The organism is Providencia rustigianii DSM 4541, assembly GCF_000156395.1.
Classification (GTDB): Bacteria; Pseudomonadota; Gammaproteobacteria; order Enterobacterales; family Enterobacteriaceae; genus Providencia; species Providencia rustigianii.
In genome coordinates, this window is sequence record NZ_GG703820.1 from 246,739 (window position 1) to 273,113 (window position 26,375).

Genomic DNA, 26,375 nt, shown 5'->3' on the forward strand with positions numbered 1-26,375 from the left:
ATTTAATTCAGATAATTACAGCACACCCAGTACATGACCAATAACGCCGAAGGCCAATGTTGAGAAAATCAGAACTGGTGGTTTAGCCCAGAAACCTGTGCCTTTCACCATTTTGAACATGAGGAATACCAAACCTAACGGTAATAAATTCGGCATGATTTTATCGAATAGCGCAGTTTGCAATTCCACCACTTTCCCGCCCAGCTCTAAGGAGGCGGTGGTTTGCACTTTGACAAAGGTGGCGGAAAGCGCCCCAATCACAAAGATCCCCATAATGTTGGCGGCTTTGGCTAATTTCTCAGTGGCATCACTCATGTTCACCATCGCCGCAGTTCCTGCGCGATATCCCATGAACATCAACCCGAAATAGACAAAAAAGTGAACAATCTGGTAGAGGAAGAAGAAGACAAATGGGCCTGCAATCGAGCCATCCATCGCAATAGATGCACCTAACGCGAGGGTTAACGGCATCAATGTCATATGGTCAATAGCATCACCGATACCACCAGTAGGTCCCATACCCGCCACTTTCATGACGTTTACGGTTGATGGCTTCTCTTTGTTTTCTTCCATGGCAACCGCAGTGCCAAGTAAGAAAGTAAATAATTTTGGACTCGCATTGAAAAATTGCAGATGGTTTTTCAATGCCGTGGCATAGTCACGTTTATTATTACCATGAATTTTTTTCAGTGCAGGAATAATGGAGAAAGCAAAACCGCCACCTTGCATACGTTCAAAGTTAAAGTTCCCTTCCATAAATAATCCACGGAATGCACAGCGCCATAAGTCCTTTTTGGTAATGACTTTCCGTACGGTTGTATCTTGATATTCATCGATACCATCAACGTAAGATTGAGCAGGTAAGTTTTTCGTTTCTACCACGGCTTTATTATCAGATACCATCTTCAAAATCCTCGCTTGGCTGTGAATTATTTTTGTTACCATTTCCACTGAAAAAGTAGTAAAGCGCTGCGGCAGATGCACCGAGAATAGCCACGGCCATGATTGGTAGTTTCAAGTAGGTTGTCATCACGAAACCAACGAAGAACACCCCAGCCACTTCTTTCGACCACATAATTTTCAATAGCATTGCAAAACCAATCGCAGGCACCATTTTCGCGCCAATACCTAAGCCTTCGAGCAATACTTTTGGTGTATTTTGATCAATCCATTCCGCAGCATGTTCGCCGAAATACACCGTGACGAAAGCCACAATGGCGTAAAGTAATGAACGTATCGTTATTGTGACGACTAAAAGCCTTGATATTCCCCCAGCATCTGCGTTTTCTGCATAACGATCAGCTTTACCCATGGTAAATGCAGTCATCGCGAAGAAACCAATAATCAACATTTGCATTAATACGGCGATGGGCATCCCAATCCCCATGGCAACTTCAGGGGGCTGTTTAGTCATTACTGCAAAAGCGACCGCGGCGATGGTACCTAATGTCACATCCGGTGGCTGAGCTCCCGCATTCGGTACTAATCCCAGCCAGGCCAGCTCAAGAGTTGCACCTGCGATTAACCCGATTTGCATATCCCCCATAATCAAACCCACAACAGGTCCGGTAATCAGAGGGCGGTGAATGTTTAATGCAACGTCATACTTATCAATACCGCAAAAGAAGGCCCATAAAGCCACTAACGAAGCTTCAAAGATCATAATAATTTTCCTTAAACGCCTAAGAATTAAGTTTTTTTCTCAATCCGACTTATGCGGATGCGAGAGCTAAAACATTCACGGGTGTTTGGTCGGGAGTATTTTGAATGGTGCAAGTCACGCCTTTATCAACTAGGCGGCGAAATGCATCTAAGTCACGCTCATCCACTGACACTGTTTTAGTGATTTGGCGCTTCCCTTCATGGAAATGCATATTGCCAACATTACAGTGAGTGATAGGCACTCCGCCTTCCACCAGACGGGCGACATCGGTCGGATTATTACAAAGAACGAAGATTTTTTGACGTGGTGATGCCTTGCTAATGACATCAATTGTCTTCTGAATAGAGAAAAAACGAACAGCATATTCTCCACCCGCAGACGCTTTCATTCCTGCTTGCATGAAGGCGGCATTAGGTCCTTCCGCAGCATCATCATTTGCAACAAGAATTAAATTTGCTTCAGTGTGTTTACCCCAAGTAATACGGATTTGCCCATGTAATAAGCGCTCATCGATTCGGGTCCAAACAATATTAGGTGTGTGCATAACTTGCTCTCTTATAATTTATTGTGTTTATCTTTAAGATGCGTTGACGCTATCTTTTTGATATGAGAACGGGTAAATAGTGACACCTTGAACAACACGATTAATCTCTCCTGTTGGAGATGGGTTGTCCGGTGTATTCCCCAGTGCAATCGAACTATGGAATGCAAATGCCTGTGCTAACATCAGATATGGAAAAAGTAATGCTGCATCAGAGCATTGCTCCATTTTTGGAATATAAATAAAATTTTCTTTTGAAAAAGAATTAGATGGAGATGCAGTGACCCCGATCACCATAGCTGATGCATTATCGTGAATTACCTCTCGTAATAAGTCAGTTTCGTACTGTCTGATATATTGATCATTCGAAAGGAACAGCACGACCAACGTTTCTTTATTAACGATAGACTTAGGCCCATGTCGAAAACCTAATGGTGTATCATAATTAGCCACGACTTTACCTGCCGTTAACTCCAACATTTTCAGAGCGGCTTCCTGCGCTAGCCCTTGTAAACCGCCACTACCTAAATAAATGACGCGTTTGAATTTCCCTGCATAATCATGACGAATTGTGCGGTTAAATTGCTGGTAGGTTTGGTGATAATCTTTAAAAAATGGTTTAACTTCATTGCAATAAAAAGTATCAGGTAGAAAAATAGACAATGCCGCCATCATCATTGACGAAAAACTGGAGGTCATTGCTAAAGAGCGATCATTTGACTCTTCCGGCATTAACAGTGCCAAGGCGTGAACATTATTTTGACAATAACGATATAGCTGGCCATCACTGTTACACGTTAAAACCAAATGATAGATTTTAGATAGACATTTCTCAGCAACATCCAGTGCAGCAACACTTTCAGGGCTATTCCCAGAACGCGCGAAAGAGATCAATAAAGTAGGTACATCTTCGGCTAAATATTCTTTGGGATCAGAAACTAAATCAGTGGTCGCTATCGCATCGACTCGGCGTTTTAAATGCCCGGTTAATATTGGTGTAAGAGCACGTCCTGCAAAAGCAGAGGTTCCTGCACCAGTCATGATAATTCGAGATTCTGGCGCTGCTAAAACATGCGCTAAAAAACCATCAATCTCTGTACGGCGCGCTTTTACTGCTGCGCTCACTTTTTCCCAGCACTCAGGCTGTTGTTCAATTTCTTTTGCTGTCCAGAACGCATTCAGTTGTTCCAGTTCAGCCGTTTGATAACTTAAATATTCCATGTCAAACCTCAGTGACTGAATTTACACGCATCGGCATACACCGATAACACATCGCGGATCTTCGCAAACACAAATGACTTAGGAGAGCCATCCAACAAACCTTCTCTGTATTGTTGGAATTGATGAGGCAAATATTGGCTCAATAGTGGTAACGGAATTGGCTTAGACGATAAGTTATTGATTAGCGTATTGATGGCTTGGTTAATTTCTTCATCAGGCCAATAATAACGAATGCGGTCACTGAAGCTGTACACGCGAGCAAAGGCTTGCTGGTGGGCATCTCCATGATAATATTTCTGCCAGAAATGCGGCTCTCGGCACATCAGTTGCTCCATTTTTTCTTTCAAATGGGAGCATTGCTCTGACGGGAACATTTCATTTTCAATTTCACATAAGGAATACAACGCTTCACGCATCGCAAAGGTCAATGCAGGACCCACTTTTAAAATGGCGAAATGGTCACGGACTAATTGTTTGTAAGCTTCAGGATTTTGATAATCAGTGGAGTGAGCCTCAAAGACTAAATGAGAATAATCGTCCACTACTTTACTGAGGGACTGGGCTTTTTCAGGTTGATAATCAATCACACCGGTGTGGTCAAACTCCACCCCAGGCTGAACCACTAAGCCAATCACCCGAGACCAGCACTCACCCACACCGGCATCTTCGAATGCTTTCGCATGGCAATCTAATGTTTTTCGAGCAGCTTCAGGTGCCGTCACTTCAACCCCTTCAAGGGCTTCAGTTGCACCTCCCGGTACAGGGACTTCAGTTCCAATCACATACACAATGTCACTGTGACCAAATTTTTCTTTTGCGGTCTTTTCGGCAATCACGGCAAGGCGAGCTGCGCGAGCTGCGACGATTTCATCGGTGAGTGGCACAGGATCATCAGCACAAGACATGCTGCAATCGAGATGAATTTTTTTAAATCCAGCGGCAACATAATGAGCAATAAGCTCATCTGCATTTTTCATCGCTTCTTCAGCGTTGAGATCTTGCCAGCGATTAGGTCCTAAGTGGTCGCCACCTAGGATTAATTGTTGAAGAGGAAAACCTGCTTGCTCCGCTTTTTCAGTGACATACTGATAAAAGTCCGCAGGCGTCATTCCAGTATAACCACCAAATTGGTCAACTTGATTTGACGTGGCTTCAATAAGAAGAAAGGAATCATTGTCCAGCGCTTGCTGTAGTGAAGCCTCAATCACGAAGGGATGGGCAGAACAAACAGAATAAATACCGTTTTGTTTCCCTAATTTATTCTGCTGAACAATCTTTTCTAAAGGATGCATTAAACACTAACTCCACAATCAACATGGCCATGTTGTTAATGGAGTTAGCGCGCTACTGTTCCTTATCGACGATAATAACTTCGATTTTATGGTCCTTTAGCTCTTGGATATACTCTTCAGGAATACCCGAGTCAGTGACCAAAATGTCTATACCCCCAAACTCACGGATCATATGACAGCTGCGCTTCCCGAATTTCGTAGAATCGGCAACCGCAATCACAATCTCCGAGATTTCACACATTAAACGGTTAAGACTGGCTTCCTGTTCATTGTGTGTGGTGATACCAACGCGTAAATCGAATCCATCAACCCCAAGAAAAACTTTATCAAATCGATAATTTCTGAGGCTGTTTTCTGCTTGAGAGCCAGAAAACGATAAAGCACTTTTTCGCAATGCACCGCCAGTCATCAACACTTCGACACCAGCGGCATTCGCCAACTCCATCGCAACATCTAAACCGTTAGTCATGACCACTACGTTTTCACGCGACTTCAAATGTGTCGCAATCTCCCGCGTAGTTGTCCCCGAATCTAAAATGACGGTGTCCCCATTCTTGATTAGCGTGGCGGCAGCTTTCCCAATAAGATTTTTTGTGCCCGCATTCTGACCACGTTTCTCGTGGATACTGAGTTCAGCAATAAATCCGGTATTCGGAATTGCTGCCCCATGAGAGCGAACCACATAACCATTTTTCTCAAGAAAACTTAAGTCGCTACGAATGGTGACACTTGAGACGTTAAATTTTTCGGCTAGATCCTCGACTCTTGCTTTACCATGTAGGTTAATCATGTCGAGTATTTCCATACGCCGCTCAACTGCCGCTTTCACTTTCATCTCCTTACGAAATCAATCGAATTACTTTCGTTTGATTTCAAATTAAGTTTACTACGCCAAAAAATACCAACAACGTAAAAAAACAAAACTTTTGATCTCTTTCACAAAGTTTCGATTCATTCATTGTGTGCTTACGGATATTTTCAAATTTCCAATATGATAGCTTCGAATACAAAACTAACCAATTAATAAAGTGCTAAATACTGTATTTTAACTAATCAATTATTAAGCATATTGCCACTAAGCTAAGATTTATGAAATTTTAGGGAGTAAATCCACAGTAAATTAGTAAAAAGTGCTAATTTCAATTTTTACTTCGAAAAGTTCAGGTGTTACGTAAAGTAAAAAACCAACTCAACATTTCATTTTTTGATCGTAAAATCCATTTTTTTGCTATCAAAATCCCTTCACTTGAATTTCAAATGCTTTCATTTTTCAAATATGTGATTTCAATCTCTTTTGATTTTTCGTGATTTGCGTAATGCTATAAAAATAACCTGACTCTTTCGGATAAAACCCATGTCCTCAAAACAACCCGCTTATTTTCATATGATGGCAAAGCCCACTAGCTATCACTGCAATATAAAATGTGAGTATTGCTTTTACCTTGAAAAAGAAAATGTTTTCAATGAGGAAACCCAAAACGGTCAGCACGATGTGATGCCCGACAATGTATTGCGACGCTATATCAAAGACTATATTCAGTCCAATGCAGGCGACCAAGTCGATTTTTCATGGCAAGGTGGTGAGCCGACGCTCGCGGGGCTGCCATTTTTTGAACGCGTTGTGGAATACCAAAAGCAATATGCCCAAGGAAAAACCATCACCAATAGTGTGCAAACCAACGCTATCGCAATTAACCGCCAGTGGGCTCAGTTTTTCGCCGACAACCATTTTTTACTCGGAGTCTCTATTGATGGGCTCGAAGCCGTTCACGATAAATACCGTATCTCAGTCAACGGTAATCCAACATTTGAGCGCGTCAAAAAATCTATCCAGCTCCTCATTGAGTATGGCGTTGAATTTAATACGTTGACCGTCGTTAACGACCAAAACTGGCGCAAGGGTAAAGAAACCTATCAAGCTCTCAAGGCACTAGGTTCCACCTTTTTCCAGTTTATTCCTATCGTTGAAGTGGATAGACGTTTCCCTCATACCCAAGGTGGTCATTACGCTCCGGGACCGAATGCGGTCATGGCTCCATTTTCCGTACCAAGTGATGGATATGGGCAATTTATGGCAGATGTATTTGATGAGTGGATTCGCCAAGGTGATGTAGGAAAAATCTATGTACGTCTCTTCGACAGCTTATTAGGCACATGGATGGGCTACCCTGCCTCAACGTGTATTCAATCAAAAACCTGTGGTCAGGCATTAATTATCGAAGCAAATGGTGATGTTTACTCATGCGATCACTATGTTTACCCGGCTAATCGCCTCGGAAATGTGAATCAAAATACCTTGGCTCGCATTGTCACGTCAAAACAACAGCTGCGCTTTGGGCAAAACAAATACGACAAGTTAACCAATCTTTGCAAAAAATGCGAGGTTCAGAGCCTCTGTTACGGAGGCTGTCCAAAGCATCGCATTATTTCCATTGAAGGCGAAAAATATCGTCATAACTATTTATGTAGTTCTTATAAAAAGATTTTTAATCATACGGCTTTAGGTATGCGACTTATGCAGCAAGCGATTACTCAAGGTGCAATCGCCAGTGATGCGCTCCCTGCAATGCAGCGTGCTTATAAGCAATAATTTTATCTATCTGGAGATAGCTTCCGTGAATTTACCGTCTGTGAAAAAAAGCCTACTTGCTGGGCTGATAGCCACCAGTTGTTTAGTTCCCCCGATTGCTGCTAACGCTGGGGGAACACCGGAAAAGCCTAATGTTCTCTTAATTGTTATGGATGACTTGGGTACTGGTCAGCTTGACTTTGTCCTCGATAGCCTCGATGTGAATGAGTTATCCAAGCGCCCAGCGCCATCACGCTACGATGGTGACATTAATAAAATGGTGGAAGCCGCAAGAATCGCAATGCCAAATGTCTCTGAAATGGCAGCTGGCGGTATCAAGATGACCAACGCATTTGTTGCTCATCCGGTATGTGGCCCATCACGCGCAGGGATTTTTACTGGGCGTTCTCCCGCCAGCTTTGGCACTTATAGCAATGATGATGCGATGTTAGGCATTCCAGAAGATATCAAATTGCTTCCAGCTCTGTTCCAAGAAGATGGCTACGCCACGGCCAGTATTGGTAAATGGCACAATGCAAAAGTCATAAAAAAACCAAAAATTGCCGAAGATAAGCAAACCCGAGACTATCATGACAATATGATCTCTACACCAGAGCCAGGATTTGCACCCCATGAAAGAGGATTCGATTACGCCTACAGTTATTACGCTTCTGGTGCGGCTCTTTGGAATTCACCCGCTATTTGGCGCAATGGTGAAAATGTTCCCGCACCGGGCTATATAACCCATTTGTTAACGGATGAAACCATTAAATTCATTGATGGCCACAAAGACAAACCTTTCTTCATTAATTTATCGTATAGCGTTCCTCATATCCCGCTAGAGGAGGCTTCTCCCGCCAAATATATGGATAAATTTAATACCGGTAATGTTGAGGCGGATAAGTATTTTGCTGCATTAAATGCCGCAGATGAAGGGATCGGTAAAATCATAACCACCTTGAAAGAAAACGGTGAGCTCGAAAATACCCTGATTTTCTTTATTTCTGATAACGGCGCCGTCCATGAGTCTCCAATGCCAATGAATGCGATGGATAAGGGCTTTAAAGGGCAAATGTTTAATGGTGGGGTTAGTGTACCGTTTGTGGCTTATTGGCCAGGCCATATTCCTGCGGGAAAACAAAGTGATGCGATGGTTTCAGCCATCGATATTCTACCGACCGCGTTGCAAAGCGCTGGGATCACCATTCCTGACAGCCTGAAAGTAGAAGGTAAAAATATTATGCCGCTACTTCAAGGGAAAACACAAAAATCACCACATCAATATCTGTATTGGACAGGTCCCGGAACTAAACATTACAGCGAAGAGAATCAGGATTTTTGGCACGGTTATCATGAGTGGATCACTTATCAACGTAAAGAGGCACCAAAAAATCCGAATCTCGAAAAATTATCTAAAGGTTCATGGGCTGTTCGTGATGGTGAATGGGCTCTCTATTTTTATGATGACGGTACCAACCAGCCTAAATTATTCAATGACAAACAAGATCCATCTGAATCCATTGATTTGGCCTCCAAATACCCTGAAAAAGTTAAACAACTAAAATCGGCCTATTACCAGTGGGTGAAAGACCAACCTAAGCCGGTGGTTTGGGGACAAGACCGCTATCAAGTTCTCGTTGATTCAGCAAAATAAAACCGAAATGGACGCACAAGGATGTGCCCATAAAACATGATAGAGATTCGTTATGGCGACACCAATCACTCCGACAGAACGTCCAAAGCTCCCTTATGAGCATCCCGACCTTCAGATCTATAAAAAATTATTCAAGCAGAATGTGATTCGACGATTTGTTCGTAAGTCTGCGTATAAAAACCATGATGATTTTATGATTAAAATCTTTCAAGATCGTACTCAATCACTTTCATCTCTTTGCGAAACTCTTGTTCGTTATGTTGCGGAAGCATTTTCCCATTATCAGGTTTGGGACTATACCCATGCTTATTATCCCGGCCGCCCGGGGCAGCAAACTGTTCGTACCGATGCTTTAGAGGGAGTAAGCCGCGTACTTCCTTTATTCGCGGCGTGGTTAATTCATAGCCGTCAAGAGACGCTGAATGGCTTAAATTTACAGTCTATTCATATCAGCGATATGATCCGCCAAGCTTTTATTCACGGTACCGACCCAACACATAAAGGCTACTGGGGAAAACTTGAAAATTATGATCAAAAAATTTGTGAATCCGCAGATTTAGCATTAACACTCTGGCTCAGTAAAGACTGGGTCTGGGATAAATTAGAACCCAGATTGCAGCAGCAAATCATCACATGGTTTGAGCAAGTTAATCATTGTGAGATTGTCGATAATAATTGGCATTTGTTCCCTCTCTTGGTTCAATTTGTTATTCGAGATCTCACCGGTATCAACCATATTGCCCTGTGGCGCTATGACCGAGTCAAAGAGTTTTATGTGGGAGATGGGTGGTTTCGAGATGGTGCTAAAGGCAATTTTGATTACTATAATGCATGGGGATTTTACTATTCCCTTTATTGGCTTAACCAAATATCCCCCGATTTCGATACTGATTTTATCCAACAATCACTCAATCACTTTAATCAACATTACCTGCATTTTATGACGCCGACTGGCATTCCTTTTTTTGGACGCAGTGCATGTTACCGACTGGCCGTTTCCGCACCGCTTATTGCTGGCGTGGATTTAGGCTGTTCATCCGTCACTGTGGGTGAAGCAAAAAATGCCTTGGAAAATACGCTACGCTATTTTATTAGCCATGGGGCATTTAAAGCAGGAGCTCCAACACAAGGATTATTCAGTGATGATCCTCGATTAGTCGATAATTACAGCGGTCCAGCAAGCAGTTTTTGGTCATTAAGAGCCGTCATTGTTGCGCTCTATTGTGGTCAACGAATCGATCTTTGGGAGGCTCTAGCCAATCCCCTGCCTATCGAAAAATCTGACTTTCATTTCGAAATACCGGCCATCAAAGCCTCGGTGATTGGCGTCAAAGAAACCCAAGAAGTAACGGTGATATTTCGTGAGGAATATACCCACCAGCAAAGCCCGTTAACACGCCGCTTAGAACAGCAATCTTGTACACAAAAAATCGTTGAGAACCTGATAGGTCAATCAAGAAGACCAAAAAACAATCTGTTACGCAAAGGTATCACCAGCTATAGCTCCAAAATGTCACATTATTTTTAACTTAACTTTCACTAACTTTCGAAAAGAAAGGAATAAATGTGATTTAGATCTTTTACCTTTCTATTTCTTTCGATTATTATCTATCGAAATCAAATGAAAGGTGAGAGGTCATTATGTACCTGGTATCAACCCGTAATATGCTAGCCCAAGCCCAACGGGGCGGTTATGCCGTTCCCGCATTCAATATCCACAATTTAGAAACCATTCAAGTTGTGATGGAAACCGCAGCAGAGATGTCATCTCCCGTTATTTTAGCCGGTACACCAAGTACATTTTCCTATGCGGGAAGCGACTATTTGATTGCGATTTGCCAGCAAGCCGCTGAGCGCTACAAAGTGCCTGTCGCTCTGCATCTCGATCACCATGAAGATATCCCTGATATTTTCCAAAAAGTCAGCGCCGGTGTGCGTTCTGCGATGATCGATGCATCCCATTTTCCTTTTGAAGAAAATATTCAGATCGTTAAGCAAGTTGTCAATTATTGCCATCAATGGGATTGCACCGTTGAAGCCGAATTGGGGCGCTTAGGTGGGCAAGAAGATGATTTAGTTGTCGATGCGGCAGATGCTTTATTTACCGATCCAGATTCTGCAGTGACATTTATCCAACAAACCAGGATCGATTCCCTTGCCGTTGCCATCGGTACTGCCCATGGCATGTATAAAAATGAACCGCGCCTCGATTTTGATCGGTTACATAAAATACGCCAAAAAACCGAGATCCCACTAGTGCTTCATGGCGCATCAGGGATCCCAGATGCCGATGTTCTCCGTTGTATCGATCTTGGTATCTGTAAGGTTAACGTTGCCACTGAGCTCAAAATTGCGTTCTCTGATGCGATTAAACACTATTTTCTTGAAAACCCAGAGGCAACAGATCCTCGTCACTACCTTGTTCCCGGCAAAGCAGCGATGAAAGCCGTCGTAATGGATAAAATTCGGGTCTGTAAAAGTGCGGGAAAACTTTAGCTCCATTAATAATCAAGTGACATAACATCTCACGATGCAAGGAATACCATGAAACAAGTTGCTGTTTTACTCGCGGATGGCTTTGAAGAGGGAGAAGCCGTTGTTTTTATCGATATTATGCGTCGATTGGATATCCATGTTGATGTCCTTTCGTGTATGGATAGCTTAGTTTTAAATACCTATTTTGGGACAAAAATTAGTGCCGATTTCCTACTAAGTGAAAAATTATCTCACAGTTATGACGCTATCATGATGCCCGGTGGCCCAAAAGGCACTGATAGACTTTGCGCCAATAACGATGTTATTAACTTTATCCGTCGACATATTCAAGAAGATAAATACATTTGCACCCTGTGTTCATCTGGCGCTAAAGTACTCGCCGCACATCATTTACTGGAAGGACGCCAATACAGCACTGGCGATAAACTTGCGGATAAATTCGAAGATGGAACCTACATTGATCAAGATGTCGTGGTTGATGGTAAATTTATTAGTGCGAAAGGTTTAGGTGTCAGTTTTGAGTTTGCGTTTACTGTTGCGCGCCATTTACTCAGTGATAATAGTGAAAAAGTAGACTGGCAAGCTAATCATATTTATTTTAAACACTGGCCACTAACTTATCTTTAATCCTATAAAAAATCGGAGTAAAGGCTGATTTTTCAGTCTTTACTTTTCACCCAACGCTCTCTATTTAATTCATGAAAATTCACGATCAACGATGGATCGTCATCACGTAGGTGATAAAAATGAGTACACATCAGCAAGTCGCGGTTATCGGCGAATGTATGGTTGAGTTACAGAAATCAGGTGAATTATACAAACAAAGTTTTGGTGGGGATACTCTCAATACTGCATTGTATCTTTCCCGTTTAACGAAAGATCATGGTGTCGTAACGCGCTATCTCACCGGATTAGGAAAAGATCCCTTTAGCCAACAGATGATTGAGAGTTGGGAAAAAGAAGGAATAAATACAGAAGATGTTTTTCTTTCTGAAAAAGCGCTACCTGGTATGTATTTAATTGAAACGTCCCCCGATGGTGAGCGACGTTTTTTCTATTGGAGAGATAATTCTGCGGCGAAGTTTTGGCTCAATGATCGCACCCAAGAACAAACTCAGCAGCGGCTTAACCAGCAAAATTATATTTATCTGAGCGGTATTAGCTTGGCAATTTTACCCGAGGAACCGCGTCAATGTTTATTAACGATGCTCAAAATAGCCAAACAACAGGGCGCAAAAATTATATTTGATAATAATTATCGCCCTACTCTTTGGCAATCGCCCAACATTGCCCAGCAAGCTTATCAGCAAATTCTCCATCTTACCGATATCGCTTTTCTCACCTTTGATGATGAAAAATCTCTCTATGGTGATACTCATGAAAATGACACTATCGCCCGTACACAACAATATGGGGTACCAGAAATTGTGATTAAACGCGGAGGGGATGATTGTTTCGTCATCATTGATAACCACTGCATTAGCATTGCAGCCAATCAAATTGACCACATCATTGATACAACCGCGGCGGGGGACTCATTTAGTGCAGGATATTTAGCCAGTCGAATTCTCGGCGCATCCCCTAATGAAGCCGCAAAAATGGGGCATTTATTAGCCGGAACAGTTATCCAACACCGGGGCGCTATCATTCCACTAGATGCAATGCCAACTATTGACTGAGCAAAAGATAAAAGGATACCCAATGAACCAACTCATTGAAAAATTAACCGCACTCAGCGTCGTGCCCGTAATCACTATCAATCATGCTAAGCACGGCACTTCAATTGCCAAAGCATTAATGGAAAATGGTTTACCTTGTGCCGAAGTCACTTTTCGTACTGATGCCGCCGTTGATGCAATTAAAAATATGCGAGCCGCCTATCCAGATTTACTGATTGCCGCAGGTACTATTTTAACGACCCAACAAGTTGATCTTGCTATTGATGCCGGTGTCGATTTTATTGTTAGTCCGGGGTTTAATCCTAAAATTGTTAGCTACTGCCAACAAAAAAATATCCCCATCATCCCCGGTGTGAATAACCCGAGCTTAGTTGAACAAGCTCTTGAATTTAATCTGACTACATTAAAATTCTTTCCAGCGGAAGCTTCAGGCGGTGTATCGATGCTCAAGGCTTTAGGGACGGTTTATCCCGTTCGTTTTATGCCTACAGGGGGAATTAATACAGAAAATATCCACCAATATAATTCATTATCTTCGGTCATTGTCTGTGGTGGGTCTTGGATGGTTCCGGCTGATTTGGTCGATAATGAACAGTGGGAAGAACTCGGTAAGCTTATCGCTGAGGCGGCGAACATTTAATCCACATTATTAACATGATAAAAAAGCCCCAGTAGCGATAACACCACTGGGGCTGCTCATTATTAACTCAATGATTACTTAATTAATGCGTGCATCTCTTGAACAGAAATCACTTTATCGGTTGGGTCTGCGCTTAATGATAATGCCGTCGCGAAACCGCCATTGAGCGTTGTATCATAGTGAACTTTGTAGCGAAGTGCGCTGCCGCGAATGAGTTTTGAATCTTCAATCGCTTGGCGGCCTGCCGTGGTGTTCACGATGTAGTCATACTCACCGTTTTTGATTCTGTCTTGAATGTGCGGACGACCTTCATGTACCTTGTTAACTAAGCGAGGGTTAATACCCGCTTCACCCAGAACAATCGCCGTTCCGTGAGTTGCATCCAGCTCAAAGCCATGTTTCAGCAATTTAGCTGCTAAATCCACAACGCGAGTTTTATCCCCTTCACGAACCGATAACAGTGCGCGACCTGATTTCTTCATGGTGGAGCTGCTGCCTAACATCGCCTTCGCAAATGCTTCTGCAAATGTGCGACCAACGCCCATGACTTCACCCGTAGAGCGCATTTCAGGTCCTAGGATTGGGTCAACACCTTGGAACTTGTTAAATGGCAGAACCACTTCTTTCACGGAGTAGTAAGGCGGAATGACTTCTTCGGTGACACCTTGCTGAGTCAGTGTTTGACCCGCCATCACACGAGCAGCAACTTTCGCTAAAGGAACCCCCGTTGCTTTAGATACAAATGGAACTGTTCTGGCTGCGCGAGGGTTCACTTCAATCAGATAAACTTCGTTATTTTTCACTGCGAATTGGACGTTCATCAAGCCGCGAACACGTAATTCAAAGGCAAGATTACGCACTTGTTCACGCATCACATCCTGAATTTCTTGGCTTAATGTATAAGCTGGCAGTGAACAAGCTGAGTCACCAGAGTGAACGCCCGCTTGTTCAATGTGCTCCATAATGCCGCCAATCAGTACCATTTCGCCGTCACAGATAGCATCAACATCCACTTCAATCGCATCATCAAGGAAACGGTCGAGTAAGACTGGCGCATCGTTAGAAACGCTCACTGCATTTTGGAAGTAACGACGCAGGTCAACTTCGTCATAGACGATTTCCATTGCACGGCCACCGAGGACATAAGATGGACGAACCACCAGCGGATAACCGATGCCTGCCGCTTTTTCTACAGCCTGTTCGATGGTTGCTACCGTCGCATTTTTTGGCTGCTTCAAGTTTAAGCGGTTAACGGCTTGTTGGAAACGTTCACGGTCTTCTGCACGGTCGATAGCATCTGGGCTAGTTCCAATGATAGGAACTCCCGCCGCTTCCAGCGCACGCGCTAATTTCAGTGGTGTCTGTCCACCATACTGGACAATCACGCCTTGAGGCTGTTCAATGCGGACGATTTCTAGTACATCTTCCAGCGTTACCGATTCAAAATATAAGCGGTCTGAAGTGTCGTAGTCGGTAGAGACTGTTTCTGGGTTACAGTTCACCATGATGGTTTCGTAACCATCTTCACGCAGCGCTAGAGAAGCATGTACGCAGCAGTAGTCAAATTCGATACCTTGACCGATACGGTTTGGACCACCGCCTAACACCATGATTTTTGGCTTGTCGTTATTCGGGTTGGATTCACACTCTTCTTCATAAGTGGAATACATATACGCGGTATCTGTGGCAAATTCAGCGGCACAGGTATCCACTCGCTTATAGACTGGGTGTAAATCATAGCCTTGGCGTAATTTGCGTAGTTCTGTTTCAGAAACACCCACTAAGCTCGCTAAACGTGCATCCGCGAAACCTTTACGTTTTAGGTGGCGTAAAAATTCTTTGTTCAGGCCATTAATGCCTAGCTCTGCCACTTCATTTTCTAAACGTACCAGCTCTTCGATTTGCACTAAGAACCAGCGGTCGATATTGGTCAGGTTAAAAATACCGTCGACCGATAAGCCAGCGCGGAATGCATCCGCGATGTACCAAATACGGTCAGAGCCAGCATCTTTCAATTCACGACGAATGCGAGTTAATGATTCAGGGTCATCTTGGCTCACTTTCGGGTCGAAACCTGTTGCGCCCACTTCCAAGCCACGCAGTGCTTTTTGCATAGATTCTTGGAAAGTACGGCCAATCGCCATCACTTCACCAACCGATTTCATTTGCGTGGTTAGACGGTCGTTGCTACCTGCAAATTTTTCGAAGTTAAAGCGAGGAATTTTTGTCACAACATAGTCGATTGATGGCTCAAATGATGCTGGGGTACGGCCACCCGTAATGTCATTCATTAACTCATCGAGGGTGTAGCCCACTGCCAGTTTCGCGGCGATTTTAGCAATTGGGAAGCCCGTTGCTTTTGATGCTAGTGCTGATGAGCGAGATACGCGAGGGTTCATTTCGATAACAATTAAGCGACCATCTTTTGGGTTAACCGCAAATTGAACGTTAGAACCACCAGTCTCTACCCCAATCTCACGCAATACTGCCATCGAGGCATCACGCATGATTTGGTATTCTTTATCAGTCAGCGTTTGCGCAGGCGCTACGGTGATAGAGTCGCCAGTGTGGATCCCCATCGCATCAAAGTTTTCAATTGAGCAGACGATAATGCAGTTGTCTTTTTTATCGCGGACAACTTCCATTTCATACTCTTTCCAGCCAATCAGTGACTCATCGATTAATAATTCGTTGGTTGGAGATAAATCTAAACCGCGAGTACAAATTTCTTCAAACTCTTCACGGTTATAGGCGATACCGCCGCCACTTCCACCCATGGTAAATGATGGACGGATAATACAAGGGAAGCCAACGTCGTCAGCGACGGCATAAGCTTCTTCCATTGTGTGGGCAATACCTGAACGCGCAGTGCCTAAGCCGATTTTTTTCATCGCTTTATCAAAGCGTTGACGGTCTTCAGCTTTATCAATCGCATCGGCTGTCGCACCAATCATGGTGACGCCAAATTCAGCCAGTACACCTTTACGCTCAAGTTCCAGCGCACAGTTTAGGGCTGTTTGCCCTCCCATGGTCGGTAATACCGCATCTGGGCGCTCTTTTTCAATAATTTTGCGTACGACTTCCCAGTGAATCGGTTCGATGTAGGTAGCATCTGCCATTTCAGGATCAGTCATGATGGTAGCAGGGTTAGAGTTCACCAAAATAACTCGGTAACCTTCTTCTCTCAGCGCTTTACACGCTTGTGCACCAGAGTAGTCAAATTCACATGCTTGACCGATAACAATTGGACCCGCACCTAAGATCAGAATGCTTTTTATATCTGTACGTTTTGCCATTTCTCTGCTCCCCGATTATTTTGCGTTTTGACGTGGTGTGTTTTGACGATATTCATTTATTAAATCAATGAAGTGGTCAAAAAGACCGGCTGCATCATGAGGACCAGAACTCGCTTCTGGGTGACCTTGGAAACTGAATGCAGGTTTATCTGTGCGGTGGATACCTTGCAAGGTTCCATCAAACAGAGATTTATGCGTCACACGTAATGTATCGGGTAATGTCGACTCATCTACCGCAAAACCGTGGTTTTGAGCGGTGATCATCACAACATCTTTGTCTAAATCTTTAACTGGGTGGTTGGCGCCGTGGTGACCAAACTTCATTTTCACCGTGTTAGCACCGCTGGCTAACGCCAGTAATTGGTGACCTAAACAGATTCCGAATACCGGAATCTCAGTCTTCAGAAACTCTTGAATGGCGTTAATGGCATAGTCACAAGGTGCTGGGTCGCCTGGGCCGTTAGATAAGAAAATACCATCTGGGTTCATGGCTAAAACGGTTTCTGCTGGAGTCGTTGCAGGAACCACCGTCAAGCGGCAACCACGGTCAACTAACATGCGCAGAATATTACGTTTGGCACCAAAATCATAAGCAACCACATGTAATGGTAATTCATCGGCCTTCGTTGCTGCGGGTTGCCCTTCATCTAGATTCCAAGAGCGTTGAGTCCAGCTATAAATTTCTTTGGTGCAGACTTCTTTGGCTAAATCCAGACCATTTAATCCCGTAAAGCCACGCGCTTTTTCTAGTGCTAATGCGACATCAGGATTGTCACCGGCAATGATGCAACCATTTTGCGCACCTTTTTCTCTCAACAGGCGGGTTAATTTACGTGTGTCGATATCTGCAATAGCCACCACATTGTGACGTTTTAGATATTCAGACAATCCTTCCTGACCACGAAAGTTACTGTAGATTAATGGTAAGTCACGAATGATGAGGCCTTGAGCATGTACTTTAGGAGATTCTTCGTCATCAGCATTAGTGCCGACATTACCAATATGGGGATAAGTGAGAGTAACAATTTGGCGGGAATAGGAAGGGTCGGTAATTATTTCTTGATATCCGGTCATTGAAGTATTGAAAACGACTTCTCCAATAGCGGCCCCTTCAGCACCTATGGCGCGCCCGTGGAATTGGGTTCCGTCTTCCAGAACCAATATAGCTGACTTAATCAAAACACCCTCCGGAGAATAATCAATCACGTTTTTTGCATATTAATTCAGATTTTGCAATCTAAATCAATGCCAAAATGAGTTTTTAAGCAGATTTTTGGCAAATTGCGCGCATTCTAATGATGAGATAGGGTCTTGTCTAGAAAAAAATGCTTTTTTTTCACATTTACCTTACTTTTTTACTTTATTACCTACTTTTTAGTCGAGAAGGCAATGAAATAACTATTCATAGGTAGAAAAGCAAACGATTAATAGCAAAGAAAAGTTAAAAATGATGATAACGCAGTCAGAAGTGAATCCAAAGTTAAATTTTCAATGAAAAACAATGGAAATAAAACACAAAACAACAACAAACAATAAACTAAATAAAAAATAAATTCATAACACTTAAAACAAAGCATCATTAAATAATGATGCTTGATTTTATTATGATTTTTATTTAAAAAAATTATAAAACATCAAGATTTAAGACATCTTTCATATTATATAACCCATTATTTTTAGCACTAACCCATGAAGATGCTTTAATTGCACCTTTAGCAAACGTCATACGGCTAGAAGCCTTATGGCTTATCTCTACACGCTCACCAATATCAGCAAACATCGCCGTATGCTCACCAACAATATCACCAGCACGTACAGTAGCAAAACCAATCGTGCCCGGTTCGCGCTCTCCGGTATAGCCTTCTCGTGCATACACTGCACACTCATTCAGATCTTTTCCTAATGCATCCGCGATAGATTCACCCATCGCTAATGCAGTGCCTGAAGGAGCATCAACTTTATGGCGATGATGAGCTTCAATAATTTCAATATCAGTGTAATCTCCCATTACTTTCGCCGCTTTTTCCAGTAATTTCAGCACCAAGTTCACACCAACACTGAAGTTGGCAGCGAACACAATCGGAATAACTTTTGCTGCATCAGCAATGGCTTGCTTGCCTTGTTCATCAAACCCTGTTGTACCGATTACCATGCCTTTTTGGTGTGTTTTGCAAAATGCTAAATGTTGTAATGTGCCTTCGGGACGTGTGAAATCAATCAAAACATCAAAGTCATCAACGACAGAATCTAGCCCACCGACAACCTTAATTCCGATTTGACCAATACCCGCCAATTCCCCCGCATCTGTTCCTATTAGCGATGAGCCTTCACGCTCAAGAGCCGCGCCTAATTGAACACCTTCTTGTTCTTGCACTGCCTGAATTAATTGGCGTCCCATACGACCACCTGCACCGACAATCGCAACACGTACCATTGAATCTGCCATTTTTGATCCTTGAATAATAAATTGGGCGATAACTAAGACTAAATCATAGTTACACCTTAAAGAATCTTGTATCGAGACGCCAGCAATAATCAGGGGGTATTAATAAAAGCGTAGAAAGGGAAATGATTATCAGAAAAATTTGTATCGTAGGGGATAAAATGAGGAAATAGAGCGTGATAGCCATGCTTAACAATGGCTATCACTTTATTAATTTTTTAAATTAGCTAATTTCTTTGACGTCGACGCGTAACTCTTTCGGTACTTCAAATACGATATTCTCTTCGCGCCCTTGCAGCTCGACAACAGAATCTGCACCTAACGCTTTCAAACGATCAATAACTTGGCGAACTAAAATATCTGGCGCGGATGCCCCTGCTGTTAAGCCAATAATTTGCTTACCCACTAACCAGTCAGTCTGGATATCTTCTGCACCGTCAATTAAGAAAGCCGCTTTTCCCATTCGAGATGCTAGCTCTGCCAAACGGTTAGAATTCGAGGAGTTTTTCGATCCCACAACCAGAACGATATCCGCTTTTTCAGCTAACTCACGCGCCGCTTCTTGGCGGTTAGTCGTTGCATAGCAAATATCATCTTTGCGTGGTCCGACAATGTTCGGGAAACGGCGAGTTAAAGCGTCGATCACATCGGAGGTATCATCCACCGAAAGCGTGGTTTGGGTCATAAAACACAGGTTATTTTCATCTTTTACCTGTAAATGCCAAACATCGTCAGGGCTTTCCACGAGATACATTCCCCCTTCAGGGTTACTGTATTGCCCCATGGTGCCTTCGACTTCTGGGTGACCCGCATGCCCAATTAAAATGGCTTCTTTGCCTTTACGGCTCGCTCTTGCCACTTCCATATGGACTTTTGTCACTAATGGGCAAGTCGCATCAAACAACATGGTTAAATCACGTGAACGAGCTTCTTGGCGGATAGCTTGAGAAACGCCGTGAGCAGAGAAGATTAAAATCGAGCCATCTGGGACTTCTGAAATATCTTCAATGAAAATAGCGCCGCGCTGACGTAAATCATCCACCACATAGCGGTTATGTACCACTTCATGACGCACATAAATTGGTGCGCCATAAATTTCTAACGCACGCTCAACAATACTGATTGCACGGTCAACACCCGCACAAAATCCACGAGGATTAGCCATTAATATTTGCATGTTGACTCTCCAATTGTGGGTCTATTTCGATAACTTCAATTTCAAACGTAATCTGCTGTTCAGCCAGTGGATGGTTAAAATCAACCGTAATAGATTCCCCTTCAATGGACTTTACAACACCCGGTATTTCACTGCCATTCATTGAAGTAAACAGCATGATAGTGCCAATTTCAGGAATGCCTGTATCCATAAAATCACGTAATGAAAAGTATTGCATTAGATCTGGATTATGCTTCCCAAATACCGTATCCCCAGCCAAAGAGAATGTCTTCTTGTCACCAACTGAAAGCCCAATTAATTGCGCTTCCAATTCGGGGGATAGAGAATCATTGCCGAGGACAAATAACGCAGGTTTTCCTTGTGCAAGAGAGGAATCCGCCGTTGAGCCGTCTTCCAATTTCAATGTGAAATGCAGTAAAACAGAACTCTGCGGCTGTATTTGAGTAGACATATCTAAACCTATTTTCTGTCATAAAATTCAGCCCGGCTATATCCGGGCTGTGATTATTAATGTGCAATATCAGGTTTTTAGTAACCTATCGCGCTATCTGCTCTATTTGGTGTCTTCTTGCTTGGGTTTCTCAGGCAAAAAGCCTTCAAATATGACTAATGCTGCGCCAATACAAATCGCCATATCCGCTAGATTGAAAGTCGGCCAATGCCAGTCGCCGACATAAAAATCAATATAATCGACAACAAAGCCATGGACGAGTCGGTCAAATAAATTACCGATTGCTCCCCCGATAATCAATGCATAAGCAATGTTGCTGAGGCGTTTTTTAACACTTTGACGATACATCATCACCATTAAGATGATAGAAATCGCAATCGCAATTCCAGCAAAGAACCAACGTTGCCAGCCGCCTTTATCCGCCAGAAAACTAAATGCGGCTCCAAAGTTTTGAGCATACATAATGTTAAAAAACGGAATCACTGGATGTGCTTCATACAGAACCAGGTCTTTTAAGACTAAATGCTTAATCCCTAAATCTGCGATGATAATCACAACCGTTAGCCACAGCCAACGCAAACCCGTAGAACAAATAGGTGTTTTCATTAAGCAAACTTACGCAATTCACCGTTACCGGCTACGTTAGTCACACAGCGACCACAAATATCTGGTTGTTCAGCCACTGCACCAATATCACTAGCATAGTGCCAGCAACGAGGGCATTTTTCACCCGCTGCTTTATTAAAGGTAATTTTCAGACCTTTCAGTTCGCTCTGCTGTGCATCTGCTGGAGCCGTTGCAATATCAGCAACATTCGCTTGAGATGTTAGCAATGCGAAACGCAGTTCATCACCTAAACTATTCAGCTTCGCTGCCAGTTCTGGATCTGCGTATAAGGTCACAGAGGCTTCCAGAGAACCACCAATGTGTTTATCTGTACGCGCTTGTTCCAGAACCTTGTTCACTTCGTCACGAACCGCTAATAAGTCAGCCCAGAAGTTATCATTCATCGCTTCAGAAGCATCTAAACCAAATAAAGCGTCGTACCATTCTTCAGTGAGAACAAACTGTGAACGCTTACCTGGCAATTCTCTCCAGATTTCATCCGATGTGAAGGACAGAACTGGCGCGATCCAACGAACTAACGCTTCCACGATATGGAACAGTGCCGTCTGGCAGCTACGACGAGCTAAGCCATCACTTTTCGCAGTGTACTGACGGTCTTTGATAATATCGAGGTAGAATGAGCCCATTTCGATCGAACAGAAATGCATTAAACGTTGGATAACGCCTAAGAAATCATACTCATCATACGCTTTTGTAATCTCTTTTTGAGCCTCAAGCGCACGACCTACCGCCCAACGATCTAACACCACCATATCTTCTGGTTTCACCATATCAGTTTCTGGATTGAAACCATTTAAGTTTGCCAGTAAGAAACGTGCGGTGTTACGAATACGGCGGTAAGAATCTGCTGCACGTTTTAAGATTTCATCAGAAACGGCGATTTCGCCAGTATAATCTGTTGATGCAACCCAAAGACGTAAGATATCCGCACCCAGTTTGTTCATGACTTCTTGTGGGCTCACTGTGTTGCCTAAAGACTTAGACATCTTACGGCCTTGGCCATCTACAGTGAAACCATGAGTCAATACTTGGCGATAAGGCGCTTTACCTTTCATCGCGGTAGACAGCATCAATGAAGACATGAACCAGCCGCGATGCTGGTCTGAACCTTCCAGATACATATCTGCGGAATTCCCGTGGAATTCTGGACGCGCATCAACCACAGCAAAGTGGGTCGATCCTGAATCGAACCATACGTCTAACGTATCTGGAACTTTGCGATAGCTTTCCGCATCTGCGCCTAACAACTCAGCAGCGTCAAGATCCCACCATGCTTGAATACCATCGACTTCAACACGCTTAGCAACCTCTTCCATTAACTCTAAGGTACGTGGGTGCAGTTCTTCGGTGTCTTTGTGTACGAATAACGACATTGGGGTACCCCAAGTACGTTGACGAGAAATACACCAATCCGGGCGGTTTTCAACCATTGATTCAATACGGGCGCGCCCCCAACCAGGGATCCACTGAACGATATCAATTTCTTTCAGAGATTGTTTACGCAGACCGTTTTTATCCATGCCGATAAACCATTGTGGTGTCGCACGGAAAATAACGGGCGTCTTGTGGCGCCAGCAACATGGATAGCTGTGAGAAATAGCTTTTTTGTACATCAGTAAGCCTTTCTCATTTAAAATATCCAGCACCACATCGTTGGCTTTAAAAATAAATAAGCCATCTAATGTTGGGTAGGTATTGGGTAAGAAACAACCATCTGGACCCACTGGGTTTGCGGTTTCTAAACCATATTTTTGACCGACCACATAGTCTTCAGGGCCATGACCCGGTGCAGTATGAACCGCACCAGTACCCGCATCTAACGTCACGTGGTCACCTAAAATTGCAGGTACATCAAAGCCCATAAATGGATGTTCGAAGCGCAATAATTCTAATGCGCGGCCTTCACATTCACCCAATACAGTCCATGACTCAATACCGACCGTTTTCATCACATCTTCAACAAGGTCAGTTGCCAGAATGACTAAATCACCATTGGCATCGACCAGAGAGTATTTGAATTCTGGATTCAACGAAATCGCACGGTTTGCTGGCAAGGTCCAAGGCGTTGTCGTCCAGATCACTAAAGATGGGACTTTATCACTAGCAACACCAAATTTTTCGCATACCGCTTTGCTATCTACCGCAGGGAAGCGAACATAGATAGATGGCGACGTTTTGTCGTAATACTCAACTTCAGCTTCTGCCAGTGAAGAACCACATGCGGTACACCAGTGAACAGGTTTTGCTCCTTTCACTAAGTGGCCGTTGGCGATAGTTTTTGCTAATGCGCGGATGATGTTCGCTTCGGTTTTAAAATCCATGGTCAGGTAAGGTTTATCCCACTCACCTAACACACCTAAACGGATAAAATCAGCTTTTTGCCCTTCGATTTGCTCTTTAGCATATTCACGGCATTTCGCACGAAATTCAGCGGCGGAAACTTTTTCCCCTGGTTTACCCACGATTTGTTCAACTTTGTGTTCAATAGGTAAGCCATGGCAATCCCAACCAGGGATGTATGGGGAATCAAAGCCCGCCAGCCCTTTGGATTTAATAATAATATCTTTGAGAATTTTGTTTACTGAGTGACCAATATGAATACTGCCGTTCGCATACGGAGGACCGTCGTGCAGAATAAACGTCTTCTTGCCCGATTTTGCTTTACGGATTGCCTGATACAAACCTTCTTTGTACCAGCGCTCTAACATCTGTGGTTCGCGTTTAGCGAGATCGCCACGCATTGGGAACCCTGTTTCTGGTAGATTCAGGGTATTTTTATAGTCACTCATCGATTCTCAGTTCCAATTTTCCGCTAAATTATCTGATTCCAATTGCTGCGAGGTATTCCCTTGCGGCAACTACATCATTAGCAATTTGCTCCTTCAGCGCGTCTAGGGAAGCAAACCGCTGTTCATCACGTAATTTTTTACGTAACACTACGTCAATATGACGCCCATATAGATCCATGTTGGCATCAATAAGATGGACTTCTAACTGGGTACCTTTTCCAGATACCGTTGGGCGTGTGCCAATATTTGCCACACCCGGTAGAGGCTTATCGCCTAAACCATGAACTTCTACAGCATACACGCCAGTCACTGGTGTGACTAAACGTTTTAACGGTAGGTTTGCTGTCGGAAAACCTATCGTGCGACCAAGTTGATTACCATGAACAACACGACCGCTAATGCAGTACGTGTGACCTAATAAATTTTCGGCTAATACGAGGTTATTTTCTTGGATCGCTTTGCGAATTGCCGTACTGCTAATGCGTATACCTGAATCACAGAAGCTTTCAGTATCTGCAACCTCAAAGCCGAGCCTTTCACCTGCTTGCTGCAAAAAGGTGAAATCTCCCATGCGATTTTTTCCGAATCTAAAATCATCACCAATCGCAAGGTATTTAACCCCAAGTTTGTCGACCAGTAAGTCAGACACGAAAGCTTCAGGCGTTAGTGAAGCAAAATGCTGGTTAAACTCGACACACAATAGGTAATCCACCCCGCTATCAGCAAGGTATTTTACTTTATCTCTCAGGCGAGTTAATCGAGCAGGCGCCTTATCCCCTGTAAAAAACTCAAGAGGTTGTGGCTCGAAAATCATCACAACAGTAGGTAGTCCTAACTGCTTGCCTTTGAGCTTCAAATTTTGAAGTAACACTTGGTGTCCGCGATGAACACCATCAAAATTACCAATAGTCAGCACGCAACCATGATGGTACGAGCGGATATTCTGTATACCGCGAATTAGCTCCATAACAGGCTCAATACCGAGGAAATTGCAGGATTATACCTTGTACGACGCATAAGGTTAACCTAAGTTCGTAAAAGCTTTCATTAAACCCTATTTTTTTGATTTCTACACTATTTAATCAAATGATTTTACACTGTTCAGCCAGCATTCGCACGAGGCGGGCTCACTAATCACATCTGAGTAGAGTGGGATATCAAAAAGTTGGGATAACCAGTGGGTTATCAATACAACAAATTTCCGCTGAGGTCTCTAAAAATATTCAATTTTTATCGTTTTATCCTCAGCGATTTTACTTGAAACCATGCGCAGTACAAAAAACAGGCAAAATATGGGTAAATTCGAGCTTGTTGACCTATTGATATCCCTAAAAAAATTTATTCACCAAAAATGATTTGCATTATCTGCCATCAATTATGCTTTTTTTCATGCTAAGATCTGTATTCTTCTAATATTTACTGATAGAATCTTGCACCATTCACAACGCATGTTGACATCGAAGTACACGATGTTTATTTGCACAAATCCATTGACAAATGAAGGGCGACAGGGCATATTCCTCGACCTTTGAATTGTCCTCATAGAATACATTTGGGAGTTGGACCTTGGCTAATATCAAATCAGCTAAGAAACGTGCCGTTCAGTCAGAGAAACGTCGCCAGCACAATGCTAGCCGTCGCTCTATGGTACGTACTTTTATCAAGAAAGTTTACCTTGCTATCGCTGCTGGCGATAAAGAAGCTGCACAGAAAGCATTCAATGACATGCAACCGCTTGTTGATCGCCATGCTAGTAAAGGCTTGATCCACAAAAACAAAGCAGCACGTCATAAAGCTAACTTAGTTGCTCAAATCAAAGCAATGTAATTTCGCTTCT

At 43.2% G+C, this 26,375-nt stretch carries 22 protein-coding genes; 8 read left to right on the forward strand and 14 right to left on the reverse strand.

The genetic code is table 11. The annotated features are described in order from the left end of the window. Positions 1-15: 15 nt before the first annotated feature. The 6 genes from PROVRUST_RS15475 to agaR are packed head-to-tail and all read right to left on the reverse strand — an operon-like array spanning position 16 to position 5,546. Positions 16-903, reverse strand: coding sequence for a PTS system mannose/fructose/sorbose family transporter subunit IID (locus tag PROVRUST_RS15475; RefSeq protein WP_006815818.1), 888 nt, complete (start codon positions 901-903; stop codon positions 16-18). Then, on the reverse strand, positions 893-1,663 hold the full coding sequence (agaW, locus tag PROVRUST_RS15480) for a PTS N-acetylgalactosamine transporter subunit IIC (RefSeq protein ID WP_006815819.1): 771 nt from the start codon (positions 1,661-1,663) through the stop codon (positions 893-895). The genes PROVRUST_RS15475 and agaW overlap by 11 nt, the downstream gene beginning before the upstream one ends. A gap of 49 nt (positions 1,664-1,712) precedes the next feature. Next, positions 1,713-2,207, reverse strand: coding sequence for a PTS N-acetylgalactosamine transporter subunit IIB (gene agaV, locus PROVRUST_RS15485; RefSeq protein ID WP_006815820.1), 495 nt, complete (start codon positions 2,205-2,207; stop codon positions 1,713-1,715). Between the two features lie 33 nt (positions 2,208-2,240). Then, entirely contained in the window at positions 2,241-3,425 is a 1,185-nt protein-coding gene (locus PROVRUST_RS15490) for an SIS domain-containing protein (RefSeq protein ID WP_006815821.1), read from the reverse strand. Positions 3,426-3,433: 8 nt separating this feature from the next. Next, positions 3,434-4,717: a tagatose-bisphosphate aldolase subunit KbaZ gene (gene kbaZ / locus PROVRUST_RS15495; RefSeq protein WP_006815822.1), complete on the reverse strand. Its 1,284-nt coding sequence runs from the start codon at positions 4,715-4,717 to the stop codon at positions 3,434-3,436. Between the two features lie 52 nt (positions 4,718-4,769). Beyond that, on the reverse strand, positions 4,770-5,546 hold the full coding sequence (agaR, locus tag PROVRUST_RS15500) for a transcriptional repressor AgaR (protein WP_039855619.1): 777 nt from the start codon (positions 5,544-5,546) through the stop codon (positions 4,770-4,772). Positions 5,547-6,071: 525 nt separating this feature from the next. On the opposite strand from agaR, the gene PROVRUST_RS15505 reads away from it, so the two are divergent. The 7 genes from PROVRUST_RS15505 (at position 6,072) to PROVRUST_RS15535 (ending at position 13,755) form a co-directional block, all read left to right on the forward strand. Continuing rightward, entirely contained in the window at positions 6,072-7,307 is a 1,236-nt protein-coding gene (locus tag PROVRUST_RS15505; protein ID WP_006815825.1) for an anaerobic sulfatase maturase, read from the forward strand. Between the two features lie 25 nt (positions 7,308-7,332). Next, the gene (locus PROVRUST_RS15510; RefSeq protein ID WP_039855622.1) at positions 7,333-8,940 is read left to right on the forward strand and encodes a sulfatase family protein; all 1,608 of its coding nucleotides are present in this window, start codon (positions 7,333-7,335) and stop codon (positions 8,938-8,940) included. 52 nt (positions 8,941-8,992) lie between these two features. Next, complete coding sequence (locus PROVRUST_RS15515; RefSeq protein ID WP_006815827.1) at positions 8,993-10,468, forward strand: DUF2264 domain-containing protein; 1,476 nt, start codon at positions 8,993-8,995, stop codon at positions 10,466-10,468. Between the two features lie 113 nt (positions 10,469-10,581). After that, positions 10,582-11,436, forward strand: coding sequence for a tagatose bisphosphate family class II aldolase (locus PROVRUST_RS15520; protein WP_039855624.1), 855 nt, complete (start codon positions 10,582-10,584; stop codon positions 11,434-11,436). A gap of 48 nt (positions 11,437-11,484) precedes the next feature. Further along, positions 11,485-12,063, forward strand: coding sequence for a DJ-1/PfpI family protein (locus PROVRUST_RS15525; RefSeq protein WP_006815829.1), 579 nt, complete (start codon positions 11,485-11,487; stop codon positions 12,061-12,063). Positions 12,064-12,182: 119 nt separating this feature from the next. Then, entirely contained in the window at positions 12,183-13,115 is a 933-nt protein-coding gene (gene kdgK / locus PROVRUST_RS15530) for a 2-dehydro-3-deoxygluconokinase (protein WP_006815830.1), read from the forward strand. 22 nt (positions 13,116-13,137) lie between these two features. Then, positions 13,138-13,755, forward strand: a complete 618-nt coding sequence (locus PROVRUST_RS15535) for a bifunctional 4-hydroxy-2-oxoglutarate aldolase/2-dehydro-3-deoxy-phosphogluconate aldolase (RefSeq protein ID WP_039855625.1) — start codon at positions 13,138-13,140, stop codon at positions 13,753-13,755. Positions 13,756-13,829: 74 nt separating this feature from the next. Here PROVRUST_RS15535 and carB read toward each other — a convergent pair whose 3' ends face one another. The 8 genes from carB to ribF form a co-directional block, all read right to left on the reverse strand. After that, positions 13,830-17,051, reverse strand: a complete 3,222-nt coding sequence (gene carB / locus PROVRUST_RS15540) for a carbamoyl-phosphate synthase large subunit (protein WP_006815832.1) — start codon at positions 17,049-17,051, stop codon at positions 13,830-13,832. 15 nt (positions 17,052-17,066) lie between these two features. Further along, entirely contained in the window at positions 17,067-18,230 is a 1,164-nt protein-coding gene (gene carA / locus PROVRUST_RS15545; protein ID WP_039855671.1) for a glutamine-hydrolyzing carbamoyl-phosphate synthase small subunit, read from the reverse strand. 445 nt (positions 18,231-18,675) lie between these two features. Further along, positions 18,676-19,497 carry a 4-hydroxy-tetrahydrodipicolinate reductase gene (gene dapB, locus PROVRUST_RS15550; RefSeq protein ID WP_006815835.1) on the reverse strand — a complete coding sequence of 274 codons (822 nt, stop codon included), beginning with the start codon at positions 19,495-19,497 and terminating at the stop codon, positions 18,676-18,678. A gap of 220 nt (positions 19,498-19,717) precedes the next feature. After that, a complete protein-coding gene (gene ispH, locus PROVRUST_RS15555) occupies positions 19,718-20,671 on the reverse strand; it encodes a 4-hydroxy-3-methylbut-2-enyl diphosphate reductase (RefSeq protein WP_006815836.1) in 954 nt (317 codons plus the stop codon). Then, on the reverse strand, positions 20,652-21,122 hold the full coding sequence (gene fkpB, locus PROVRUST_RS15560) for an FKBP-type peptidyl-prolyl cis-trans isomerase (RefSeq protein WP_006815837.1): 471 nt from the start codon (positions 21,120-21,122) through the stop codon (positions 20,652-20,654). The genes ispH and fkpB overlap by 20 nt, the downstream gene beginning before the upstream one ends. A 102-nt stretch (positions 21,123-21,224) precedes the next feature. Then, complete coding sequence (gene lspA / locus PROVRUST_RS15565; protein WP_006815838.1) at positions 21,225-21,728, reverse strand: signal peptidase II; 504 nt, start codon at positions 21,726-21,728, stop codon at positions 21,225-21,227. After that, on the reverse strand, positions 21,728-24,538 hold the full coding sequence (gene ileS / locus PROVRUST_RS15570) for an isoleucine--tRNA ligase (protein WP_006815839.1): 2,811 nt from the start codon (positions 24,536-24,538) through the stop codon (positions 21,728-21,730). Before ileS ends, lspA begins: the two co-directional genes overlap by 1 nt. A 28-nt stretch (positions 24,539-24,566) precedes the next feature. Beyond that, complete coding sequence (ribF, locus tag PROVRUST_RS15575) at positions 24,567-25,505, reverse strand: bifunctional riboflavin kinase/FAD synthetase (protein ID WP_006815840.1); 939 nt, start codon at positions 25,503-25,505, stop codon at positions 24,567-24,569. A 599-nt stretch (positions 25,506-26,104) separates the two neighbouring features. Between ribF and rpsT the strand changes: the two genes are divergently transcribed. Further along, a complete protein-coding gene (rpsT, locus tag PROVRUST_RS15580) occupies positions 26,105-26,365 on the forward strand; it encodes a 30S ribosomal protein S20 (RefSeq protein ID WP_036950300.1) in 261 nt (86 codons plus the stop codon). Positions 26,366-26,375 lie beyond the last annotated feature (10 nt).